Origin of the sequence: Alcaligenes sp. (genome assembly GCF_050255915.1) — a bacterium.
Lineage (GTDB): Bacteria > Pseudomonadota > Gammaproteobacteria > Burkholderiales > Burkholderiaceae_B > Alcaligenes > Alcaligenes aquatilis.
This window is the reverse complement of sequence record NZ_JBFWIQ010000017.1, coordinates 1-20,863: the sequence shown is the minus strand read 5'-3', so window position 1 is coordinate 20,863 and position 20,863 is coordinate 1. Positions and strand designations below refer to the sequence as shown.

The 20,863-nt window shown below is 55.8% G+C and carries 22 protein-coding genes; 12 read left to right on the top strand and 10 right to left on the bottom strand.

Annotation, left to right across the window (positions count from 1 at the left end; genetic code table 11):
- Positions 1-90: 90 nt before the first annotated feature.
- Together AB7E06_RS17435 and AB7E06_RS17430 are read right to left on the bottom strand one after the other, a co-directional pair.
- A complete protein-coding gene (locus tag AB7E06_RS17435; protein ID WP_094197522.1) occupies positions 91-426 on the bottom strand; it encodes an AzlD domain-containing protein in 336 nt (111 codons plus the stop codon).
- Positions 426-1,112 carry an AzlC family ABC transporter permease gene (locus AB7E06_RS17430; protein WP_094198417.1) on the bottom strand — a complete coding sequence of 229 codons (687 nt, stop codon included), beginning with the start codon at positions 1,110-1,112 and terminating at the stop codon, positions 426-428. Before AB7E06_RS17430 ends, AB7E06_RS17435 begins: the two co-directional genes overlap by 1 nt.
- 284 nt (positions 1,113-1,396) lie before the next feature.
- On the opposite strand from AB7E06_RS17430, the gene AB7E06_RS17425 reads away from it, so the two are divergent.
- Positions 1,397-1,609, top strand: coding sequence for a zinc-finger domain-containing protein (locus AB7E06_RS17425; RefSeq protein ID WP_094197523.1), 213 nt, complete (start codon positions 1,397-1,399; stop codon positions 1,607-1,609).
- 66 nt (positions 1,610-1,675) lie between these two features.
- Positions 1,676-2,806 carry a YheT family hydrolase gene (locus AB7E06_RS17420; protein WP_094198418.1) on the top strand — a complete coding sequence of 377 codons (1,131 nt, stop codon included), beginning with the start codon at positions 1,676-1,678 and terminating at the stop codon, positions 2,804-2,806.
- A 28-nt stretch (positions 2,807-2,834) separates the two neighbouring features.
- On the opposite strand, the gene AB7E06_RS17415 is transcribed toward AB7E06_RS17420, so the two are convergent.
- The 4 genes from AB7E06_RS17415 to AB7E06_RS17400 form a co-directional block, all read right to left on the bottom strand.
- Positions 2,835-4,328, bottom strand: coding sequence for a M48 family metalloprotease (locus tag AB7E06_RS17415; protein ID WP_346547999.1), 1,494 nt, complete (start codon positions 4,326-4,328; stop codon positions 2,835-2,837).
- 17 nt (positions 4,329-4,345) lie between these two features.
- Complete coding sequence (locus AB7E06_RS17410) at positions 4,346-5,200, bottom strand: cytochrome c oxidase assembly protein (protein ID WP_094197525.1); 855 nt, start codon at positions 5,198-5,200, stop codon at positions 4,346-4,348.
- 30 nt (positions 5,201-5,230) lie between these two features.
- Positions 5,231-5,566 carry a hypothetical protein gene (locus AB7E06_RS17405; RefSeq protein WP_003803097.1) on the bottom strand — a complete coding sequence of 112 codons (336 nt, stop codon included), beginning with the start codon at positions 5,564-5,566 and terminating at the stop codon, positions 5,231-5,233.
- Positions 5,567-5,906: 340 nt separating this feature from the next.
- Positions 5,907-6,356 carry a hypothetical protein gene (locus AB7E06_RS17400; RefSeq protein WP_230017567.1) on the bottom strand — a complete coding sequence of 150 codons (450 nt, stop codon included), beginning with the start codon at positions 6,354-6,356 and terminating at the stop codon, positions 5,907-5,909.
- Positions 6,357-6,482: 126 nt separating this feature from the next.
- On the opposite strand from AB7E06_RS17400, the gene AB7E06_RS17395 reads away from it, so the two are divergent.
- The 6 genes from AB7E06_RS17395 (at position 6,483) to ruvA (ending at position 11,795) form a co-directional block, all read left to right on the top strand.
- Positions 6,483-7,643 carry an FAD-dependent monooxygenase gene (locus AB7E06_RS17395; RefSeq protein WP_094197527.1) on the top strand — a complete coding sequence of 387 codons (1,161 nt, stop codon included), beginning with the start codon at positions 6,483-6,485 and terminating at the stop codon, positions 7,641-7,643.
- Between the two features lie 95 nt (positions 7,644-7,738).
- Positions 7,739-8,734, top strand: a complete 996-nt coding sequence (dusB, locus tag AB7E06_RS17390; protein WP_094197528.1) for a tRNA dihydrouridine synthase DusB — start codon at positions 7,739-7,741, stop codon at positions 8,732-8,734.
- A 55-nt stretch (positions 8,735-8,789) separates the two neighbouring features.
- On the top strand, positions 8,790-9,029 hold the full coding sequence (locus AB7E06_RS17385; RefSeq protein ID WP_003803089.1) for a helix-turn-helix domain-containing protein: 240 nt from the start codon (positions 8,790-8,792) through the stop codon (positions 9,027-9,029).
- A 26-nt stretch (positions 9,030-9,055) separates the two neighbouring features.
- Entirely contained in the window at positions 9,056-10,648 is a 1,593-nt protein-coding gene (purH, locus tag AB7E06_RS17380; protein ID WP_346547996.1) for a bifunctional phosphoribosylaminoimidazolecarboxamide formyltransferase/IMP cyclohydrolase, read from the top strand.
- A 1-nt stretch (position 10,649) separates the two neighbouring features.
- Positions 10,650-11,195, top strand: coding sequence for a crossover junction endodeoxyribonuclease RuvC (gene ruvC, locus AB7E06_RS17375; protein ID WP_094197530.1), 546 nt, complete (start codon positions 10,650-10,652; stop codon positions 11,193-11,195).
- Between the two features lie 18 nt (positions 11,196-11,213).
- Positions 11,214-11,795: a Holliday junction branch migration protein RuvA gene (gene ruvA, locus AB7E06_RS17370; RefSeq protein WP_121739460.1), complete on the top strand. Its 582-nt coding sequence runs from the start codon at positions 11,214-11,216 to the stop codon at positions 11,793-11,795.
- A 280-nt stretch (positions 11,796-12,075) separates the two neighbouring features.
- On the opposite strand, the gene AB7E06_RS17365 is transcribed toward ruvA, so the two are convergent.
- The gene (locus AB7E06_RS17365) at positions 12,076-13,035 is read right to left on the bottom strand and encodes a threo-3-hydroxy-L-aspartate ammonia-lyase (RefSeq protein WP_108727874.1); all 960 of its coding nucleotides are present in this window, start codon (positions 13,033-13,035) and stop codon (positions 12,076-12,078) included.
- Positions 13,036-13,236: 201 nt separating this feature from the next.
- On the opposite strand from AB7E06_RS17365, the gene ruvB reads away from it, so the two are divergent.
- Positions 13,237-14,307, top strand: coding sequence for a Holliday junction branch migration DNA helicase RuvB (gene ruvB / locus AB7E06_RS17360; RefSeq protein WP_094197533.1), 1,071 nt, complete (start codon positions 13,237-13,239; stop codon positions 14,305-14,307).
- Between the two features lie 4 nt (positions 14,308-14,311).
- Here the strand turns inward: ruvB and AB7E06_RS17355 are convergent, their stop codons facing one another.
- Both AB7E06_RS17355 and pyrC read right to left on the bottom strand, forming a co-directional pair.
- Entirely contained in the window at positions 14,312-15,112 is an 801-nt protein-coding gene (locus AB7E06_RS17355; RefSeq protein ID WP_230017564.1) for a hypothetical protein, read from the bottom strand.
- A gap of 87 nt (positions 15,113-15,199) precedes the next feature.
- Entirely contained in the window at positions 15,200-16,258 is a 1,059-nt protein-coding gene (pyrC, locus tag AB7E06_RS17350) for a dihydroorotase (RefSeq protein WP_108727875.1), read from the bottom strand.
- A 318-nt stretch (positions 16,259-16,576) separates the two neighbouring features.
- Here pyrC and AB7E06_RS17345 point away from each other — a divergent pair, with 318 nt between their 5' ends.
- The 3 genes from AB7E06_RS17345 (at position 16,577) to AB7E06_RS17335 (ending at position 18,997) form a co-directional block, all read left to right on the top strand.
- Entirely contained in the window at positions 16,577-16,855 is a 279-nt protein-coding gene (locus AB7E06_RS17345) for an SWIB/MDM2 domain-containing protein (protein WP_009459783.1), read from the top strand.
- Positions 16,856-16,960: 105 nt separating this feature from the next.
- On the top strand, positions 16,961-18,400 hold the full coding sequence (locus AB7E06_RS17340) for a cryptochrome/photolyase family protein (protein ID WP_427957872.1): 1,440 nt from the start codon (positions 16,961-16,963) through the stop codon (positions 18,398-18,400).
- A gap of 18 nt (positions 18,401-18,418) precedes the next feature.
- Positions 18,419-18,997: a hypothetical protein gene (locus AB7E06_RS17335; protein ID WP_094197536.1), complete on the top strand. Its 579-nt coding sequence runs from the start codon at positions 18,419-18,421 to the stop codon at positions 18,995-18,997.
- 383 nt (positions 18,998-19,380) lie between these two features.
- Here the strand turns inward: AB7E06_RS17335 and AB7E06_RS17330 are convergent, their stop codons facing one another.
- Positions 19,381-19,746, bottom strand: coding sequence for a DUF4870 family protein (locus AB7E06_RS17330; RefSeq protein ID WP_094197537.1), 366 nt, complete (start codon positions 19,744-19,746; stop codon positions 19,381-19,383).
- Positions 19,747-20,863 lie beyond the last annotated feature (1,117 nt).

The following is a 20,863-nucleotide window of genomic DNA, read 5'->3' as shown; positions in this document are numbered from 1 at the left end:
TCAGTGGCAAGCATTTGTAACAATCCTATTTTAACTGATGCCTGCCAGCATCAACAGCGGCCACAGGCATTAAGTACTCGCGTCAGGATTTCAGGGCATCACGGCACGTATCAGCCAGAACGACACCATCCCGGCCACGATTACCCATACAGCGTTACGGGTACGAATAAACACCAGCACAGCCACTAGGCTGGCCAAGGCTTTAATATCCAGTCGAGGGGTGTCGCCGTAAGCCCAAGGCAAAAGTTCCGGGATAATGATTGCTGCCAGAGCAGCCACCGGAGCAAAGCGCAAGGCGCGCCGCATACGTTCGGTCAGGGGCAGCAAATCACCAAACATGAAATAGCCTGAACGGGTGAGCAAGCTGCACAACACCAACAGGGCAATTGCACCCAAAACGTACCAATCATACTGCCAATCGCTCATCACCGTGCATCCCTATGCCGTTGCAGTTGTTCTGCCGCCACGCCAGCCAACACTCCGCCAAGCACGGCTGCCACCAGCCCCAAACGCAGGGGAAGCGCCTGTCCAACCCACGCAATCACACTGGCCGTAATCAGACAGGCCCACATCGCACGGTTGTTGACCAGAGGAATCAACAGTGCCAGCAAAGCCAGAATGGCCGCAAACTCCAGCGACCAGGAAGGCGGTACATACGCACTGAGCACAATGCCCGACAAGGAAGCAATCTGCCAGCTCAGCCAACCGGGCAGGATGATACCCAGGTAATACCAAAGATGCTCGCGCGAGCCGCGCTCTTTGGAGTCACCATACTTGGACATAAACAGAACAAACACCATGTCACTGGTGATGTAACCCAGGCCCAGACGCTTTTTCCAACTCAAATGGCGGAAAAAAGGCTGCAAGGCCGCTCCAAAAATAATGAAACGGATATTGACGATAAAACCGGCGGTGAAAATCAGCCACAAGGGGGCGTGAGATTCGATCAGCGGCAAGGCTGTCAGTTGGGCCGATCCTGCATACACAAACAAGGTCATCAAGGTAGCTTCCAAGCCACTCAGACCAGACTTGACCATCGCCACACCCGTCACAAAACCCCAGACCACAGTGGCTATCAAAGCGGGAATAAAGTCGATAAAACCGGCGCGCATATGCACACGGTCCTGTGCGCTAGGCAACAAGGCCGATAATCTTGTGAAGGCTGACACGCCGTCTCCTGAGATGTGCTGCCCGCAAGCGGTAATCTGTGGAGGCAGCTTTACTTGTGATTTTTCTTATTCTAGAAGCAAAAGACGGCCCCGAACATCTTGCTCTATTAATATGGTCAAGAAAAAACAGGCCGGGTCTTGCTACAATCGCTAGTCTACGCACGTAACGCTCAGCATCGCCGTTACGTGTACGGTATTGTTACCCTCTCATTGTTATCAGGAACCTTATGAGCGCCGCTATCGAACCTAAAAAAGCAGATCACGAACTGATCATGGTCGGAGCCGACGATCTGCCCGTACACTGCCCTCGTCCTGGCAGCACGCTATGGAATATGCACCCTCGCGTATTCATCGATATCAGCAAAACTGGCGAAGCCGCTTGTCCTTACTGTGGTGCCCGCTACCGCCTGAAAGAAGGCGAGAAGGTTCACGGTCATTAATTTTTGAAGCTGGCTTCGTTGGATCCCACTGCTCCCCCCTCTGGCAATGCGATAGCGCCGGGCCCTGTGCCCGGAGCAGACGCGCACCCTTGGCGTCATGCCGAAGTGACTGCTCGTCTGGATTCCAGCGCCTGCCCTCTGCCCGCCTGGCTGCCTGGCGGACACCTTCAAACGATTCACGGGGCATTTTTTGCCCGCCATCACCATATCGCTTTTGTCCGCCAAAGACTTGATACGCCCGATGGCGATTTTCTGGATCTGGACTGGACAGGGCCGGGCCTGTTTGCAGACAAGCTGGCCAACGGCGCCACTGCCCAGCCCGACGCCCATCTATCCCGTACCGCTGCCCGCCGCTGGATGCAGCCCCAGGATTGGGACAGCCTGCCCAGCACCACTGACACCCATGCTCTGATTCTGTTTCACGGCCTGGAAGGCAGCAGCCGCAGCCATTACATCCAGGCCATTGCGCAGTACTTTCGCGCACGCGGCTGGATTGTAGTTGTCGCCCATTTCCGGGGTTGCTCAGGCTTTCCAAATCGTATGGCACGCGCCTATTACTCGGGCGACTCGGAAGAAATCAGCTTTATCTTAAATACCGTTCGTGGCCATCTGCCCAATGTGCGCTGGCATGCGGCCGGCACCTCGCTGGGCGGCAATGCCGTGCTCAAGTACTTGGGTGAAGCGGGTGATGAGGTCTCCTGGCTGCAGGCATGTGCCTCCATTTCGGTGCCACTGGATCTGGTCGCTTGTGGCCGCTACCTGTCCGAATCCCGAATGGGTCGCTGGTTCTACTCGCCCTACTTTTTGAAAAGCATGCGCCGCAAGTTGCAGGACAAAGCCCATCGCTTTCCAGGAATGGTCGATACTGCCCGCCTAAACCAGGCCCGCACCATACGCGACTTCGACGATATTTACACTGCGCCCATGCACGGTTTCAGCCATGCGCTGGACTACTGGACGCGCGCGTCCAGCAAACCTTTGCTACGCAATATCAAAATCCCCACGTTGGTTTTGAATGCCCGCAACGATCCTTTCGTGCCGCACACCAGTTTGCCAACAATTCAGGACTGCTCGGATTCTATTTTGCTGCACCAGCCAGCCGAGGGTGGGCACGTCGGGTTCATTACAGGTAGTATTCCCGGCAATATGGGGTGGTTACCCGCAAGACTGGCCCGCTTTTTTGAAACCAATAGCTAAAACGGCTTAAAGCGGGCCTGCGGGCTCATCAGGAGCGGAAACGCTCCAGCAAGACACGCTCACTTTCAACACGCTCGCGCAATTGGCGAATCTGCGTATCCAGCTCAGATTGCTGATAGAAATCCTGGGTCAGATTACGCGCCTGCTGTAGTTGCTCCACCGCGGTAGGCAATGCCCCGACCAATTCATAGTATTGAGCCATGGCCCGACGAGCCTTAACCCCATCGCCCAAACGGTCATAGGTTTTGGCCAGCAACTGATGCAATTGCGGTTCATCAGGCCATTGTTTGATGCGATCCGTCAAGAAAGCCTGCGCCTGATCATTCTGTCCCAATTGCTGCAAGACCTGCACATAAGCCAGAGCCACCCCTTGGCTCTTGGGCCACCGCTGCCAGGCTTGTTTAGCTAAATTCAAAGCCCCTTGCACATCACGATCGGCAATCGCAATGCGGATCCCCAAGGTATCCAGTTCAGGAGCCTGGAACTGGCCCTGCCACCGAGCTTCGGTCAAATGCACACGAGCCTGCTCATAATCCTGACGGCCTTGCGCAATATAAGCCAGACCGTACTGCGCCGCAGAGCGCTCCAGATCACTTTGTGACTGGTTCGTGCTTTGCAGCGCCTGCTCCAGAACGCGCAAGGACTGCCCGCCCCCGGCCTGCATCACCATCAACTTCGCACGGATATACCAAAACGAAGGAGTGTCCTGATAACTGCTGGCCGGCAAACCGCGCACCCGGTTACTGATGTCCGATTCACGCTGCTGAGACATGGGGTGAGTGCTGGCGTACTCATTGGCTGTCGCGCGTTCATTCAGGCGCGAAGCCGCCGCCAGACGCTGAAACATCTGCACCATGCCTTGAGGCTCGTAACCGGCCTTGAGCAGCATCTCGAAACCAACCCGGTCAGCCTCTTGCTCGGCCTGCCGTGAAAATCCCAACTGACGATCCACCGCTGCCGCTTGTCCGAAGGCAGCCGCCCCCATCGCCAGATCACCGCTGCCCGCCAAGGCACCCAGCAAGGCACCGGCCAGAGCAGCAATCAACAAGTGATTGCTTTGCGCACTTTGCGTAATACCGCGAGCCACGTGACGTTGCGCCACGTGGGCAATTTCGTGAGCCAGCACCGAGGCCAGCTCGGACTCAGACTGTGAAGCCGTAAACAGACCGCTATGAATACCAATATAGCCACCGGGCAAGGCGAAGGCATTGATACTGCTATCGCGCAGGACAAACACCGTCACAGGCTGCGCCATGGCCGGGCCATACTGGGCCAGCCTGCGGCCCATATCCGTCAGATACTGATTGATATCCGGGTCCGACACATATTCGGGCGAGCGCCTGCCCTGCTCCATAATGGCATTGCCCAAAGTCCGCTCCAAAGCCGGAGACAGCTCGGCACCCGAAGCGGCTCCCATTGAAGGAATGCCCACAGGCTGCGCCTGTGCAGGTATCACTGAACTGAACGTCAGCGACAGTGCCAGACATAGAGAAAGTGCGGAACGGGCGGGTTTAAACTGCATGGATACTCCCGACAAAATCAATTGGCCCTGACCATCATAGCGTTTGTCTGCCTGCGAGATTCTGGCAAACGGTGACGCGCTGACAGGCGCATCAAGGTGCCCAAGGCATACAAAAGGCCAAACACTTCTACCAGACCGGCCAGCACCCACATGATCAGGCCTCCCATGACCTGATCATCCAGAGCATCCATGCCCGCAATGGCACGACCACATAAATCAAAAATTGGATAGAGATCGTATTCGGTAAAGGTGATGATGGCACCCACAATCATTTGCGGCACCATCGTAATAACCGGCGAAAGTATACGCCCACCCACCGACAGCCGGGCCGGTGGCGAAGGCCGGCGATCCAGGATCAGGTTCCAATACATGATCCCGCTGATCACCACAGACCAGTTCATCAAACGGTACAAACGCCAGTCCAGCATGGAATAGAACTGCACCGTAGGCAGCATCCAGATCAGGACCAGGAAAACAAACAGGAAAGCGACCAGTATCGGGTTGGTCAGGACAGCCTGGACACGCCGGCCACTGGGTCGACGCAACCAGTGCGCCAGAGCCCGTCGCCAGCTTGAAGGCAAGCCAGCGCGCAAGGTTTGACCAGGATAGGCACCCATCAGAAACAAGGGCCCCAGATGATGCAAGATCAGATGCTGGGCCCGATGAATGAAGAACATGCGCTCGGCGTAATAGTCCAGGCGCGTGTGCAAAGAAAGGTAGAGGAGAATCAGGCCAATCCAGAAAAAGGACTGGCGCAAAAGATTGGGGCGGTGTACTTGCCGCCCCCGGACGTACAAAGTGATGACCAGCAAGAAGGTCAAAAGCAGAACAGGAGAAAACTCCCAAGGTGTCAGCCAGTCGAGCAAGGACATAGCAGCGCCATCCGCAAATCCAGTTGCGGTTTAGTTTATAGCAATACGCTCCCGGCCTGCCCACTTCACATTCAACACACCGGGATAATCCCGAATCAACCGGGCACGCTGCATCAGCTCTGCTCGCAGTTCAGGCGGGCAGGTCAAGGTCACGCACGCGGTATCGTGCGTATCGGAATGGTCCACCTGCACATTGGCCACGCGGATACCCGCCGTGTTCAGGTCCGAGTAAATACGACGCCGGATCTGGGCCAGATCGCCACGAGGGCAGACAACCGTCAAACGGGAGACGGACAAAGGGGCACGGGCACGCAGGGCAGAGGCCTGGATGCCGGCACGGCGCAAAAAGAGATCAAAAATACGCATACATTCCCCCTATTGCACATTAACGTTGCAACACATCAGGATTCAGAAAGCGCAAGGCTTTCAGAGAATGAAATGGCGGGGAAGTTAAGGCAGCAAGAACAACTGCCTGAGATACCACGCCCTGAAATTTCCAGGACGCGGCAAGCTGTGAAGGAATCAGCGGGCCTGAACGCGCCTGGACATAGATAGGTCGAACATAGATCGACTAGCACTGTCGCCGGGGTCGGGATTCACCACACAGCTCCTATAAAACTAAAGAACCCGTAGTGTAACGTGCGCAGCCCCCTTCCACAAGGCAGCCCTCTAGAAAAACCTTTACTTTACAAGGCACTTGATGTGTTTAATACACAGACAAATCCAGCCAGCCCATATAGCGATAAAAGGCCATGATGATGTGCACCAGCCAGAACAGGCTGATATTGGCAAAGGCCACTGCAGCCACCACCGCCGTCAGGACACTGGGCCAGCCATGCTGGTTATGTTGATCGCTTTGCCGGTTGTAGAGCGCGTCAAATTTTTCGGGGCTACGCAGAGCCAGAATGACGGCCTCGATAATCCCGGCACTGACTGGCAAGATCAACAAATTGGGAAATAGCGAATCCAGCCCCTGCTCAAACACCAGCGTTCCCAGAACGGCCAAACTGGTAAACGCCAACGGGACATACCAAAAACGCCGGCCCAAATAACGGTGCTGTGCGCCCACCACGCCTAATAAAAGAGACAGCCACGCGGCGGTGACTTTATGGCGAAAAGGTTTGGTCTGTACAAATGACAAAGTCTGCTGAGACATGCAAGGCATCCAATCCGGGCTTGTGCTGCCAGCCATTGAGCACAGCTGTCAATTGCTTAACGCCAATTTGACAGCCACCTTCCCGTACAATACCTGAATTACTTCCTTGCCGTCATGAGGTCCCCCATGAATGCCACCGACTACGACATCGCCATTTGTGGCGCCGGTCCCGTAGGCGCATCTTTGGCGCTAATGCTGGCTGCCCAGCACCCAAGCCCGTCACGCATCGCCGTCCTGGGGAAAAACTTCAATCTGGCCAGCACCGAACATGCTCAAGGCGATCCGCGCACCCTGGCCCTGAATCACGGCAGCCGTCGCTTGATTCTGAATCAGCTCAAAGCCTGGCCCGAGCGCGCCGCCCTGATGCGCACCGTGCATGTATCCCAAAAGGGGCGTCTGGGCCGTTGCCTGATTCAGGCCGATGAACTGGGCGTCCCCGATCTGGGCGCGGTGGTGCATTACGATGATTTGCTCTGGGCCTTGCATGCCCGGTTGCGCGACAGCGGCGTCACCCTGCTGCCTGCCCAGCAAGCCCGTACCCATTCCGCCCCCAAACAAATTCTGGTCGACCACGATGCCGGTCAGGCCACGGCCTTGATTGCCGTGCAGTGTGACGGCGTCCGTCCCAGCGGCGTACGACGCGATTACGGCCAACACGCCCTGTTGACGACAGTACGCGCCAGCCAGCCTCAAACCGGCTGGGCATACGAGCGCTTTACCGAACATGGCCCCTTTGCAGCCCTGCCCCACCCTGACGCTCCGGACCTATACGCGATCGTCTGGTGCAATAGCCCGGAGCGCAGCCAATCCTTGGCCGAACTGCCTGTCGACGCGTTTCAGACCGCCATGCTGCAGGCCTTTGGGGAGCGCCTGGGGCATCTGGAGCTGGTCTCCAAGCGCCACATCTTTCCGCTCGCCTTCCATGCTGGCCCCAGCCGCTTGTCCGAGCGCCTGCTGGCTGTAGGCAATGCCGCCCAGACCTTGCACCCGGTTGCCGGTCAGGGTCTGAACCTGGGCCTGCGCGATGTCGCACAATTGTCACAGTGTCTGGCCGCCTGGCAAGCCGATTGCAGCCAGAACCCCGATCCCTTTTTGGCACGCTATGCCCGTCTGCGTCGTCCGGATCGCTGGTTAACTGCTGCCATCACCGACACTTTGCCACGTCTGTTTGCCACCAAAAACCCCTTGATCCAGCACGCTTGTGGTCTAGGACTGTTGGCGATGGACACCCTGCCTTTCGCTCGTCAGCCCTTTGCCCGACAACTGCTGCAAGGGATGCGCGCCTAGGCCCACCAGCAACAGGGGCCCTAATACGGGGCCTGTCCTTTTCTTCTTGTAAGTCCTTGCCCACGAAGCCGTGTCGCAGGGTTAAAATCTTCCCCATGCGTATCGGCCCCTGGACCCTTCCCAACCCTATTTTCATTGCCCCCATGGCGGGAGTCACAGACAGACCTTATCGTCGTCTGTGCAAGACACTGGGCGCCGGTTATGCCGTCTCGGAAATGGCCGCCAGCAACAAGCGCTTGTGGGATAGCGTGAAAACAGCACGACGCCTCAATCACGAAGGAGAGGCTGACCCGATCGCTGTACAGATTGCCGGCTCCGACCCTGAAATGATGGCCGAAGCCGCCGTATTCAACATCAGCAAAGGCGCTCGTATCATTGATATCAATATGGGATGCCCGGCCAAAAAAGTCTGTAACGTCGCCTCGGGTTCTGCCCTGTTACGTGACGAGCCACGCATCATTGAAATCCTTGAACACGTTGTCAAGGCATGTACTCCCTACCAGGTTCCGGTTACACTCAAGACCCGCACTGGCTGGGATGCGCAATCGCGCAATGCTGTTCGTATTGCCCGCTTGGCCGAAGATATCGGCATCGCCGCGTTGACCCTGCATGGTCGCACACGCTGCGACTTCTACCAGGGCCACGCCGAATACGACACCATACGCGAAGTCAAGAACAGCCTCTCTATTCCGGTCATCGCCAATGGGGATATCGATAGTCCCGAAAAGGCAAAATTCGTACTAGAGTACACCGGAGCGGATGCCGTCATGATTGGTCGAGCCGCGCAAGGGCGGCCCTGGATTTTCAGGGAAATCCTGCATTACCTCGAACATGGCGAACATCGTGCAGCCCCCACCTTTGGCGAGCTGCGCGATTGCATGATCGAACACCTGCAAGACCACTACGTTTTCTACGGGCAGCACACTGGAGTACGTACTGCCCGCAAGCATATAGGCTGGTATCTGTCGGATATGCCGGACTCCCGACACTGGCTGGATCAGATTAATCGTATCGAAAACTGTGCAGATCAATTAGAAGCCATTACTCACTGGTTTCAAGAATGCGACCTGGACCAGCCCTACCTGCAATAAAAGACAGCTGTGTGGCTCTTTTGTATTTAAGTACTTCGTATACCTTCAGAAAAAAATGTCAACGACCAACCCACTAGAACAGTCCGTACGTGAACGCCTCGAACGCTACTTCGCCGATCTGGGCGAATCCGAGCCACGCGATCTGTTGTCGATGGTCATCTCCTGCGTGGAACGGCCTGTCCTGCAAGTTGCCCTGGAGAAATCCGCGGGTAACCAATCCAAGGCCGCAGAAATGCTGGGTATCACGCGCAGTACCTTGCGCAAGAAACTCAGCGCCCACAATCTGCAACCCTGATTCCTAACTCTCACGTCTCACCTTCCATGAAAATCCAGACAGCTCTTCTCTCTGTCTCCGACAAAACCGGTATTGTCGAATTTGCCCAAGCACTCGCCCAGCGCGGAGTGCGGCTTCTCTCCACTGGCGGCACGGCCAAGCTGCTGGCCCAGGCCGGCCTGAGCGTTACCGAAGTGGCCCAGCACACCGGTTCGCCAGAAATTCTGGATGGCCGTGTCAAAACACTGCATCCCAAAATTCACGGTGGCCTGCTGGCCCGTCGCGACAGCGCCGAACACCTGAAGACATTGGAAGAGCACGGCATTGACCGTATCGATCTGCTGGTCGTCAACCTCTACCCATTCCGTGAAACCATTGCCAAGCCGGGTTGCACCTTTGCCGATGCGGTAGAGAACATTGATATTGGCGGCCCCGCCATGTTGCGCGCTGCTGCCAAAAACCACGGTACGCCTGAAGGCGGCGCCTGTGTCGTCATTGACCCTGTCGATTACGAACGCGTACTGGCTGATATGGACGGCCCTGCTGGTCACCCTTCTTACGGCCTGCGTCTGGAACTGGCTGCCAAGGTCTACGCCCATACCGCCGCTTACGACGGTGCCATTGCCGCTTACCTGAGCAGCCTGGCTCAAGCCGAGCCTGCCCAGAACAGCGCCCCCGAAGTGAACACCTGGCCCAATGTGCTGACTATTCAGCTCAAACAGGAACAGACGCTGCGCTACGGCGAGAACCCGCACCAAAGCGCTGCTTTCTACACAGACGGCACCATTGGTGAAGGTCTGCTGGGTCGCTACAAGCAATTGCAGGGCAAGGAACTGTCCTACAACAATATTGCTGACGCCGATGCCGCTTGGGAATGTGTACGCAGCTTTGATGCGGGCGCCTGCGTCATCGTCAAGCACGCTAACCCGTGTGGTGTAGCCTTGGGCGAAACCGCCGAAGAATCCTACCGCAAAGCCTTCCAAACAGACCCAACCTCGGCCTTTGGCGGCATTATTGCCTTTAACCGCGAGGTGGACGAAGCGGCGGCCCAAGCGATCAGCAGCCAGTTTGTGGAGGTCCTACTGGCACCTTCCTACACTCAAGGTGCACTGGACGTGTTTGCCGCAAAAAAGAACGTGCGCGTACTGAGCATTCAGCCCGGTCAGGCTCACAACGCTTTTGACGTCAAACGTGTGGGTGGCGGCTGGTTGGTGCAAACGCCCGATACGTTCCGCGACAACACCGAAGGCTTCAAGGTCGTGACGCAAGTCCAGCCTACCGCCCAGCAAATGCAAGACATGCTGTTTGCCTGGAACGTGGCCAAGTACGTGAAATCCAACGCTATTGTGTTCTGCGGCCAAGGCATGACGCTAGGCGTAGGCGCAGGCCAGATGAGCCGTGTGGACTCTGCCCGCATCGCCTCCATCAAGGCTGAAAACGCGGGCTTGACCCTGCAGGGTTCGGCTGTCGCGTCCGACGCGTTCTTCCCCTTCCGCGATGGTCTGGATGTGGTTGCCGAAGCTGGCGCCACCTGCGTGATTCAGCCCGGCGGCAGCGTGCGTGACGACGAAGTCATTGCCGCCGCGAACGAGCGTGGTATTGCCATGGTCTTGACCGGCACACGCCACTTCCGTCACTAATATGCGAATCCTGGGCATAGACCCTGGCTTGCGTCGCACTGGTTTCGGAGTGATCGACGCCCAGGGGCCCAGCTTGCGCTATGTGGCCAGCGGGACCATCGTGGTCCCGCCCGATCTGCCTCTGGCAGAGCGGCTCAAGCTGATTTTGACTCACATCACGGAAGTGATTGAGCAAAGCAAGCCCGATACCTCTGCCATTGAAAAAGTCTTTGTAAACAGCAACCCTGCCTCTACCCTTTTGCTGGGGCAAGCACGGGGCGCCGCCTTGTGTGCACTGGCGGTAGGTGGGCTGGATGTCCATGAATACACGGCTTTGCAGATCAAGAAAACCGTCACCGGCAGCGGCCACGCTGCCAAAGAACAAATCCAACTGATGGTCCAACGGCTCTTGCAGTTGAACGGCCTGCCTGCGCCGGACTCGGCCGATGCCCTGGCCTGCGCCATCAGCCATGCCCATCACAGCAGTGTGGTGGGTGGTCTGCAAAAAAGCGGAGCTCTCACAAGCGGGCCGCGCCGTCGCATTCGCGCTGGCCGGATCTTGGGTTAACTATCCAGAAGGAACATCATGATAGGTCGCATCCGGGGTACCTTGATCGAAAAACAACCGCCTACCATCTGCGTGGATGTAGGGGGGGTCGGTTATGAAATCGATGTACCCATGAGTACGCTCTACCAAATGCCGGAGCTGGGGGCGCAGGTCAATCTGTTCACCCATCTGGCCATTCGTGAAGATGCTCACGTGCTGTTTGGCTTTTCCAGCCTGAACGAGCGCAGCACCTTCAAGGCACTGATCAAAGTCACCGGTATTGGTGCCCGCACAGCCCTATCTTTGCTTTCAGGCATGAATGCTGAAGAACTGGCCGATGCTATTACCCGCCAGGAGACTTCCCGTCTGGTGAAGATTCCAGGCATAGGCAAGAAAACAGCCGAGCGTCTTTTGCTGGAACTGCGTGGCAAGCTGGGTGCAGACCTGGGTGGCGGTGGCGCCGTCAGCGCCGTTCCCAATAGCCGTGATGATGTGCTGCACGCCTTGGAGGCATTGGGCTACTCCAACAAGGAAGCCAGTATTGCTGTCAAAGCACTACCTGATGATATTGATGTGTCGGAAGGGATCAAGCAGGCCTTGAAGTCGCTGTCACGCGCGTGACAAAAAACTGCCATGAATAAGAAACCGGGCCGTTCATCTGAACGGCCCGATTTTTAATATCTATCCATGTGGCAGCGTATCCGCCGTGACTCTTATTGATGCGATGATGTACTGGCTGATTACCCTATTGGCTTACTGCGGTTTGCTCGTTTGCTCGTTTGCTCGTTTGCTCGTTTGCTCGTTTGCTCGTTTGCTCGTTTGCTCGTTTGCAACTCCAGTTTGATCCGCTTTCTGAACCATCGGCAAGATAAATGCTTACGTATGCAAATCACTGACCTCATCAAGCCAGCAGCCGACCCAAGGCGGAGACATCCACATTACCACCACTGATCAGCACACCAACCTTACGGCCTTGCAAATCCCCCTGACGCATTGCCGCTGCGGCACCCAGACACCCTGTAGGCTCCACCACCATCTTCATGCGCTCCGCAAAGAAACGCATGGCCTGAACCAGCTCGGTATCCGGCACCGTCAAAATATCCGTCACCATGCTGCGAATCAGCTCGAACGTCATGGGGGCCAGCGCTTGGGTCAGCGCCCCATCAGCAATCGATGCAGGCGGTGCAATTTTGACGATCGCCCCACTACGCAAAGACTGCTGCGCATCATCGCCCGCCTGCGGCTCTACCCCAAAAACTTCACAAGCCGGTGCCATGGCCTTGGCGGCCAGCAAGCAGCCCGACAGCAAACCGCCCCCACCTAAGGGAACATAAAATTGCTGCAAATCGGGCACTTCCTGGAACAGTTCCAATGCCGCTGTGCCCTGCCCAGAAATCACATCAGGATGCGCAAAAGGCGGGATCAAAGTCAGTCCCTCGCGCTCCACCAAGTCCTGGGCAATCTGGGCACGGTCTTGGGTCAGGCGATCGTACTCAATCACTTTGGCCCCGTAACCGCGCGTCGCAGCAAGCTTAAGAACCGGCGCATCCGAATTCATGATGATGGTGGCCGGTATACCCAAGAGCTTGGCTGATAAGGCCACGGCCTGAGCATGATTACCCGAAGAAAATGCCACGACACCGGCTTTTTTCTGTTCATCCGTCAAACGCGCCAGTGCATTGAAACCACCTCGGAACTTGAAAGCACCAATACGCTGAAAGTTCTCGCATTTGAAGTAGACTTCGCCATTCAGGCGCTCGTTCAATGTAGTGGAAGTCAGGACCGGGGTGCGGTGTGCCACGGGCGCCAAGCGTTCTGCGGCAGCCACAACATCAGCAAAATCAGGTAACTCCAGGGACATGGCTAAAATCTCGTTTGAAAATTCCAACCTACATTATGCGGGATGCCAAGCGAAGCAGCCTAGACCCGTCGGCACAAAACGATCCTCCCTGTAGCAGAGCGACGATTTGCATAAGCACTCTGTGCACGCTGCCACGAGCCTCAGTACTCAGGCGGCTAGCGCTTGGTGTACCATACTGTATATTCAATCAGCGTAGTCATCATGGCCATACACTCCGATTCGCTCTCCAGCCTGCCTTCTGAACAGCGCATCATTACGCCCAAACCTTTGTCGCCCAACGAAGAGTCCATCGAGCGCGCCTTACGGCCCAAGATGCTGGAGGACTATGTCGGGCAAGCTCGTGCGCGTGAACAGCTAGAAATTTTCATCGCTGCTGCTCGACAACGTCAGGAGGCCTTGGACCACGTTTTGCTGTTTGGCCCGCCCGGTCTGGGTAAAACCACTCTGGCTCACATCATTGCCCATGAAATGGGCGTGAATCTACGTCAAACCTCCGGCCCCGTGCTGGAGCGCCCCGGTGATCTGGCTGCTCTGCTGACGAATCTGGAACCCAACGACGTCCTGTTTATTGACGAAATCCACCGTCTCTCCCCCGTTGTCGAAGAAATTCTGTACCCGGCCCTGGAAGACTTCCAGATTGATATTTTGATTGGTGAAGGCCCGGCAGCCCGCAGTGTCAAACTGGATCTGCAACCCTTTACCTTGGTGGGGGCCACCACGCGTGCCGGCATGCTGACCAACCCCTTGCGGGACCGTTTTGGCATTGTGTCCCGCCTGGAGTTCTATGACGTCAAAGACTTAACGCACATTGTGGCACGTAGTGCCGGCCTGCTTAATGTCAGCACAACAGACGAGGGCACCTACGAAATTGCCCGCCGCTCACGTGGCACACCGCGTATTGCCAACCGGCTTTTGCGCCGGGTGCGCGACTACGCCGAAGTCAAAACCGGCGGCATCATCCATACCGAATGCGCCCAAGCCGCTCTGTCCATGCTGGAAGTGGACCCACAAGGTCTGGATTTAATGGATAGAAAGTTGTTGGAAGCCATCATCCATAAATTCGACGGTGGTCCAGTAGGAGTAGACAGTCTGGCCGCTGCCATCGGTGAAGAGCGCGACACAATCGAGGACGTGATCGAGCCCTATCTGATCCAGCATGGTTTTTTACAACGCACTCCCAGGGGCCGTATTGCCACCCTGAACACCTGGCGCCACCTGGGGCTCACACCCCCACGCAATACACAGGGTCAGGACCTGTTCGAGGCAGAATAAGCATTTAGCCCCGGCGGGACCAGGGGCGAAACACCAATAGCAAGGTAATCGCAATCGATACGGCGGCGGCCAACAGCAAGGCCGGCAGCCAGTGCATATACGTGAAGACCAAGGCCAGCGTAGTGCAAAACCCTGCCAGACTCCCCGTCCCCCACAAAGCCGAACGCAAGGTCGCTACCAAGCTAGCAGCACCCAGGGTTTGGTGAATGGTCACAGCCACCACGGTATAGCCAATGGGGAAAGCCATAATCAGTCCCGACAAGCTCGGCCCTAACAAAGAACTGCTGGTGGTCACGATAGCGACCAGAAGTCCTGCCAAGGCTCCTCTGAATATCAGCAAGCCCCAGCCCGCCTTCGCTTTGCTGGTCCCTTTCATGCCGGCCAAACGGCGCGACGCGCGCAAGCTGAACGCAGTGACGGCAATAAACAAGGCTAGCCCCAGCACAGGCTGCACGGGCATGAAGGACAAAAGCAAGGCAGCCACTGCCCAAGCTGCGACCGCACACAGCAAGGTGCGCCAAGGCGACAAGTTGGGAGCGCAAAGAATGATGAGCAGCAAAAACAGTTGCGTCGCACTCAGCGAATACACGGCATAGGTTGCCGCCTGCTGCACATAATCGGCGGGAAACTGTTGGGACAAAAAATAAAAGCCGGGGCCCAGCACCATGGGCAAGCCCGCCAAGGCACCACCGATCAAGGGGCCAAATGCGCCCACAGACCACGAAACCAAGATCACGACCAAAGCGGTCGCGGCCATGCGTGCGGCCAAGGCAGACCACGCCACATCAAGAAAAACAGTTTCCACGGACGTATTTCGCAGTGAGATCAGATATTAAGAGCCGCCCGGCTAAGCGTCATTAAAGACGCAGGAACCGAGCCGCCTCTTTTTTCCCTAGCTCACCACACTCCAGTCCAGAGCCTGACCGGCAGCGAGAGGAATCAATGGCTCACCGGCCATCTCCACAGACTCGGGAATCGTGAATTGACGGCGTTGCAGCGTCATTGTTCCTTCATTGACGGGCAAGCCGTAAAAAGCGGGGCCATTCAAGCTGGCAAAGGCCTCTAGGCGATCCAAACGACCGGCCTTGTCAAAAGCCGACGCGTACAACTCCATAGCATGCAGCGCGGTGTAACAGCCCGCACAGCCACAGCTTTGTTCTTTGCGGCTACGCGAGTGGGGTGCGCTGTCTGTACCCAGGAAAAAACGGTTACTGTCACTGGTTGCGGCGTCTACCAGAGCCTGGCGATGCTTCTCGCGCTTTAAGACTGGCAAACAGTACCAGTGTGGCTGCAAGCCCCCCTGGAACAGGGCATTACGGTTATAGAGCAGGTGATGCGCCGTGATCGTCGCAGCAACCGGGCCATCGGCCTGGCTCACGTAGGCGGCACCTTCTGCCGTAGTCAAGTGCTCAAACACGACTTTCAGCTCAGGGAAAGCCTTGCGCATGGGAATCATCACACGCTCAATGAATACCGCTTCGCGGTCAAACAAGTCGATGCTGGGGTCCGTAACCTCGCCATGCATCAGCAAAGGCATGCCCGATTCCTGCATCTGCGCCAGCACCCGGGAACAGTTCTTTAGCAAATCCGTCACACCGGCGTCAGAGTTGGTGGTGGCTCCGGCAGGATAGAGCTTGACGCCATGCACAACCCCACTTTCCTTGGCGCGAACGATTTCCTCTGGCTGAGTATTGTCCGTCAGGTACAAAGTCATCAAAGGCTCAAACTTACCGACGTACTCGGTTTTGGCCAATGCGCTCAGAATGCGCTCGCGGTAGGCCAGAGCCTGTGCGGTTGCCGTAACGGGCGGGGTCAGATTGGGCATGACGATAGCCCGATCAAATTGTGCCGCAGTATGGCCCAAGACCGACTCCAACACAGCACCGTCGCGCAGGTGCAAATGCCAATCATCAGGACGACGAATGACCAAGGTATCCACAGTAGGGCTCATATCTTTACTCAATATCAAACAAAGGCTCCGTGCTTTGAACCGTCAATAAAGCAACAGGTGCCACAATTGCCTGTCAGCAGGCCGAATCCATCATTATGCTACAGCTGCCTGCGCTGCGCATGTCGGCACAGAAGTCCCGAGCCCGAATCAATACTGCGTTGCAGCAGCCTGTAAACACTGGAAAATCTGCTTACAGACCGGCAAAGCTCCTACTCACAAAGGGCTTGGACGTATAAGGAGTATCACGGTATGCTGACAGACAAGTCGTGCCCTAGCGCATAACCCGCCCCTTCAACTCGTTTCTCAGGAGTTCCGTTCATGGCCAGCACTGAAAAAAAACCTGCTACCCGCAAACCCAATGCAGCCTTCATGAAACCACTCACTCCTAGCCCAACACTGGCTGCGGTGATTGGCTCTGGCGCGCTACCGCGCACTGAAGTTACGAAGAAAATCTGGGAATACATCAAGAAACACGATCTTCAGGATCCCAAGAACCGTCGCAACATCAATGCTGACGCCAAACTACGCCCCTTGTTCGGCAAGGATCAGGTCTCCATGTTTGAACTGACCAAACTGGTCAGCGCTCACCTGAAATAAGCGCGGGGTGCTCAGGCACCTTTGGCAGTATCGGGCCGCGTCGCTGAGCTTTCAGCTGCGGCCCTTTTTCATGTGTCATCATCAAGCCTTCGCATCTTCATATCGATGTCAATCTCTACTGCTCCCGATCAAACCCCACGTGTTCTATGCTGGCTGCGCCGCGATCTTCGCCTGCACGACCACGCGGCCTTGCACCACGCCCTGAAAAGCGGTTTGCCTGTGGCCTGTGTGTTTATCTTTGACAGCACAATCCTGGACTCCTTGCCTGCCGACGATGTACGGCTGGCTTTTATACATGACAGTCTGCTGCAGGTGCAGGAACAACTGCGCCAATATGGCAGTGAACTGATCACGGCTCACGGTGACCCAGTACAGAAAATTCCCGAGTTGGCAAACCGCCTGAATGCGAAGGCGGTCTATGCCAATGAAGACTACGAACCTGCGGCCATGGCACGAGATCAGACTGTCAGTCATACCCTGTCTGGCCAAGGCATGGAACTAAAGCTATTCAAGGACCAGGTCATCTTTGCGCGGGATGAAATCCTGACACAGCAAAGACAACCGTATACGGTTTTTACACCTTACAAGCGGAACTGGCTGGCGCGTATTCAATCGGAGGATGCACAAGCCTATGACTGCTCGCAAGGAGAATGGGCCGCCCTGCCAGAGCAAGCCCTACCTGACTTGGAAGAATTAGGCTTTCAGGAAAAATCTCGCGCGAAACTGCTCAGTCCCGCCGGTTGGCAAGGCGCCCAGACATTGCTGGAACAATTTGAGCCCAGAATCCATGCCTATCATGAACGCCGGGACTTTCCAGCCAAACGAGGCGTGTCCTATTTAGCCCCCCATCTGCGCTTTGGAACACTATCCATACGCCAAGCCGTATCTCTGGCTTGGCCCAGCGACTCCGATGGCGCGGCCACCTGGCTGAGCGAACTGATCTGGCGAGAGTTCTACCAGCAGTTCCTATGGCATCACCCAGAAACGGCGACAGAGAGCTTCAAGCCGGCCTACAAGGACCTGCCTTTCCCTAATCGCGAAGACTGGTTTCAGGCCTGGAAAGACGGCCAGACCGGCTATCCAATTGTTGATGCCGCCATGCGTCAATTGAACCAGTCAGGCTATATGCACAACCGGCTGCGCATGATAAGTGCGTCCTTTCTGGTAAAAGACTTGCTGATAGACTGGCGATGGGGGGAGCAATATTTTGCCCAGAAGCTGCTTGATTACGATATGGCTTCTAACGTGGGGGGCTGGCAATGGGCCGCTTCCACCGGATGCGATGCGCAGCCTTACTTTCGCATCTTCAACCCCATAACCCAATCGCGTAAATTTGATCCAGACGGACAGTTCATACGTCGATATGTGCCCGAACTGGCGTCGCTGGACAAACAAGCTATTCACGCGCCTTGGCAGGCCAAGCAGCTCCCTATCGAATTCAGGTCAGGGAAAGACTACCCGGCCCCCATCGTAGACCATGACACACAACGGCATCTTGCTTTGGCCTTATTCAAGCAAGCAGGAGAGCAAGAACAAGCGGATTGAAATACCTTAAGGATAGTTATGTCAGATAGCTTCAAGCGACCTTCTCCGATCAGTACTTCCGTATTACTACAAAACCTGCAAGCCGCTCATCCCCAAGCACAAGTGGCCGTTCTGGACTTCAGCGCAGACCATGCCGAAATCAGCTTGGCTCATCAAGGCGCCCCTGTACATACGGAGCACTTCCCGGAACTTAGCGCAGTCCAGCTGTTGGCCAATTGTTTTTCAGACTCAAGCTCACGCCAGGCGCAGTTGGAGCATGCCATTGAAGTCGTCGAAGACGCCATCATGCCGGCCAGTCTGGATCTACGCCAGTTCACGGTATTTGCCACGGCTGAATATGCAGAAGAACTACATGCTTGGCTCCATACAGCTCAAGGCAATGAACAGCACATCATCAATCGGGACATGATCGACGATCTGTTCACCCTTTATGCCGCCGCCAGCCAAGGGGCCGTCAGTCTGAAAATGATCAACGCTAGCTCTTTGGAAAATATCCATCAGCTAGTCAACAATCAAAACCTGGGTATATACCTGCTACTGCTGCGTGAATGCATGCACCATATGCATATCGAGCAGGTTCACTTGCTGGCGCCCTGAGGCTTGCCCTTTGGGGTTTTTATAGGTGAAGAGAAACCCAGCCATGCAGGAAAACACCCAACATAAAACCAGGCATCCTTCAGTACAAGCATTCAAGCAGCAAGCATCCTGGCTTGCAGTGGCGAAACCTCCTAAAGCCAGGGCAAAACGTCTTGTATTTTTTTTGCCCCCCTGACATAGGGCGCAGAGAAGATAAGCTGCCAACCGTCACGATGAGGCTGAGTCAACACACATAAGCAAAGAGCCCCGCAAGCAAAGGGCCCAAGACTAATCGTACCCAGAATGGAGCAAAACGAGATCACATAAAAAAAGGTGCTCATCAGAGCACCTTTTAAAATACTTCTTTCTGGTCTGGCCCAGAACTCTTCTGATACTGGATCGACCTAGTAATCGTGGCCCAGCGCCTGACCACCAGCCAAAGCCAACCAGCCTTTGATCAAGCGATGAACGATCCAAACCAAGGCCACCAGCGCGGTTACCCAACCAATGAAGATGGTCGTTAGCAAAGCGCTCAGCACCACCCACAACAGACCCCACCAGAAAGTCTTGATAACCCAGTCCAGGTGACTGGCATAAATGGTGCCCGACGCATCACCGCGTTTGACGTAGGCCAGGATCACGGCTGCCACAGCCGCAGCACCGAAGATACCTGCACTGATCATAGCCAAAGAAAACAAGCCATAGCAGATGTGCGTGATCTTGCGCAGCGACAAGCCTGGTTCAAGCTCGGGGCTAATGGGCTGATTCATTCGGTTCTCCTGAAACAAGCATTAACAATAACGATACCGAACCATTTTACCCATACTTTGGGCATTAACCGTATGACAGTGGCAGAGCTACCACCATATGAATAGAAGAATTAGCGGCCTGAAGATAAATCCTATATCCCGAAGAAGTACACACCCCACATACTCAATAGACACGGTAGGCAGCAGCCGAATAGAAAGAAGGGGAATCGGTAACCGAAACGGGCTGATGATGATGCAGGTGTGCCAAGCTATCAACAACAAACGTTCCACGCAGCCAGAGTCAGGCAAGCACCATGACGATGGAAGCAATGGCGGGTAACAGCCGTACAGCAGGAAGGAAGATCAGCAACCGAAACGGGCTGATGGTGATGCAGGTGTGCAGAGCTATCAACAATAGACGCTCCACGCAGCTAGAGTCAGGCAAGCACCATGACGATGGAAGCGACGGCGGGTCACCGAACAGAAAAAGGAAGGTAGGTTAAGAAGCGCCCGGAATGAGTTTTTACGGGTGGGATGGAGAGGTGTTGTAGAAGAAGAATGGGGAAGATCCAGCGTCCCCCCAGCCGATAGGCCATCAGCTCGATCAAACCAAAGGCTTTCTTGGCTCACTGGATGCCAATCCACGTAACTACCCGAGGCAAGCCGAGAAGAAGGGGCGGACAACAGTCGTACAGAAGAAGGAAGGAAGGAAGGAAGGAAGGAAGGAAGGAAGGAAGGAAGGAAGGAAGGAAGGAAGGAAGGAAGGAAGGAAGGAAGGAAGGAAGGAAGGAAGGAAGGAAGGAAGGAAGGTGAGGCTGAAGGCTCCGACCTGTATTAGCAGCACCGGATGCTACGCGGCGGAGCTACCCGAGGGGCAAGCCGAAGCAGACACGAGTAAGCCGTACAGAAGAAGAAGAAGAAGAAGAAGAAGGCAGACAAGGTGCCCAGAACGGGCCAGGAGCAAGGAAGGGACGTCCGACCGATGATCGCAGGGATCCGGTCCTTATGCCGCCAGAACACGGCTGAGTAGCAAGGTGTACGCGTAGCGCGCATAAAAAACAAAACCCCCGCAAGGGATACTTGCGGGGGTTTTGAGCAATAAGAGCTTGACGATGACCTACTTTCACAGACGTCCGTC

Coding starts and splice junctions, on each gene's coding strand:
- AB7E06_RS17395 (WP_094197527.1), top strand. CDS start 6,483: ATGAATGCCACCGACTACGACATCGCCATTTGTGGCGCCGGTCCCGTA.
- AB7E06_RS17365 (WP_108727874.1), bottom strand. CDS start 13,035: ATGTCCCTGGAGTTACCTGATTTTGCTGATGTTGTGGCTGCCGCAGAA.
- pyrC (WP_108727875.1), bottom strand. CDS start 16,258: ATGAGCCCTACTGTGGATACCTTGGTCATTCGTCGTCCTGATGATTGG.
- AB7E06_RS17430 (WP_094198417.1), bottom strand. CDS start 1,112: ATGCGCGCCGGTTTTATCGACTTTATTCCCGCTTTGATAGCCACTGTG.
- AB7E06_RS17415 (WP_346547999.1), bottom strand. CDS start 4,328: ATGCAGTTTAAACCCGCCCGTTCCGCACTTTCTCTATGTCTGGCACTG.
- AB7E06_RS17335 (WP_094197536.1), top strand. CDS start 18,419: ATGTCAGATAGCTTCAAGCGACCTTCTCCGATCAGTACTTCCGTATTA.
- AB7E06_RS17340 (WP_427957872.1), top strand. CDS start 16,961: ATGTCAATCTCTACTGCTCCCGATCAAACCCCACGTGTTCTATGCTGG.
- AB7E06_RS17385 (WP_003803089.1), top strand. CDS start 8,790: ATGTCAACGACCAACCCACTAGAACAGTCCGTACGTGAACGCCTCGAA.
- AB7E06_RS17345 (WP_009459783.1), top strand. CDS start 16,577: ATGGCCAGCACTGAAAAAAAACCTGCTACCCGCAAACCCAATGCAGCC.
- AB7E06_RS17425 (WP_094197523.1), top strand. CDS start 1,397: ATGAGCGCCGCTATCGAACCTAAAAAAGCAGATCACGAACTGATCATG.
- AB7E06_RS17400 (WP_230017567.1), bottom strand. CDS start 6,356: ATGTCTCAGCAGACTTTGTCATTTGTACAGACCAAACCTTTTCGCCAT.
- ruvA (WP_121739460.1), top strand. CDS start 11,214: ATGATAGGTCGCATCCGGGGTACCTTGATCGAAAAACAACCGCCTACC.
- ruvB (WP_094197533.1), top strand. CDS start 13,237: ATGGCCATACACTCCGATTCGCTCTCCAGCCTGCCTTCTGAACAGCGC.
- dusB (WP_094197528.1), top strand. CDS start 7,739: ATGCGTATCGGCCCCTGGACCCTTCCCAACCCTATTTTCATTGCCCCC.
- AB7E06_RS17435 (WP_094197522.1), bottom strand. CDS start 426: ATGAGCGATTGGCAGTATGATTGGTACGTTTTGGGTGCAATTGCCCTG.
- AB7E06_RS17405 (WP_003803097.1), bottom strand. CDS start 5,566: ATGCGTATTTTTGATCTCTTTTTGCGCCGTGCCGGCATCCAGGCCTCT.
- purH (WP_346547996.1), top strand. CDS start 9,056: ATGAAAATCCAGACAGCTCTTCTCTCTGTCTCCGACAAAACCGGTATT.
- AB7E06_RS17330 (WP_094197537.1), bottom strand. CDS start 19,746: ATGAATCAGCCCATTAGCCCCGAGCTTGAACCAGGCTTGTCGCTGCGC.
- ruvC (WP_094197530.1), top strand. CDS start 10,650: ATGCGAATCCTGGGCATAGACCCTGGCTTGCGTCGCACTGGTTTCGGA.
- AB7E06_RS17410 (WP_094197525.1), bottom strand. CDS start 5,200: ATGTCCTTGCTCGACTGGCTGACACCTTGGGAGTTTTCTCCTGTTCTG.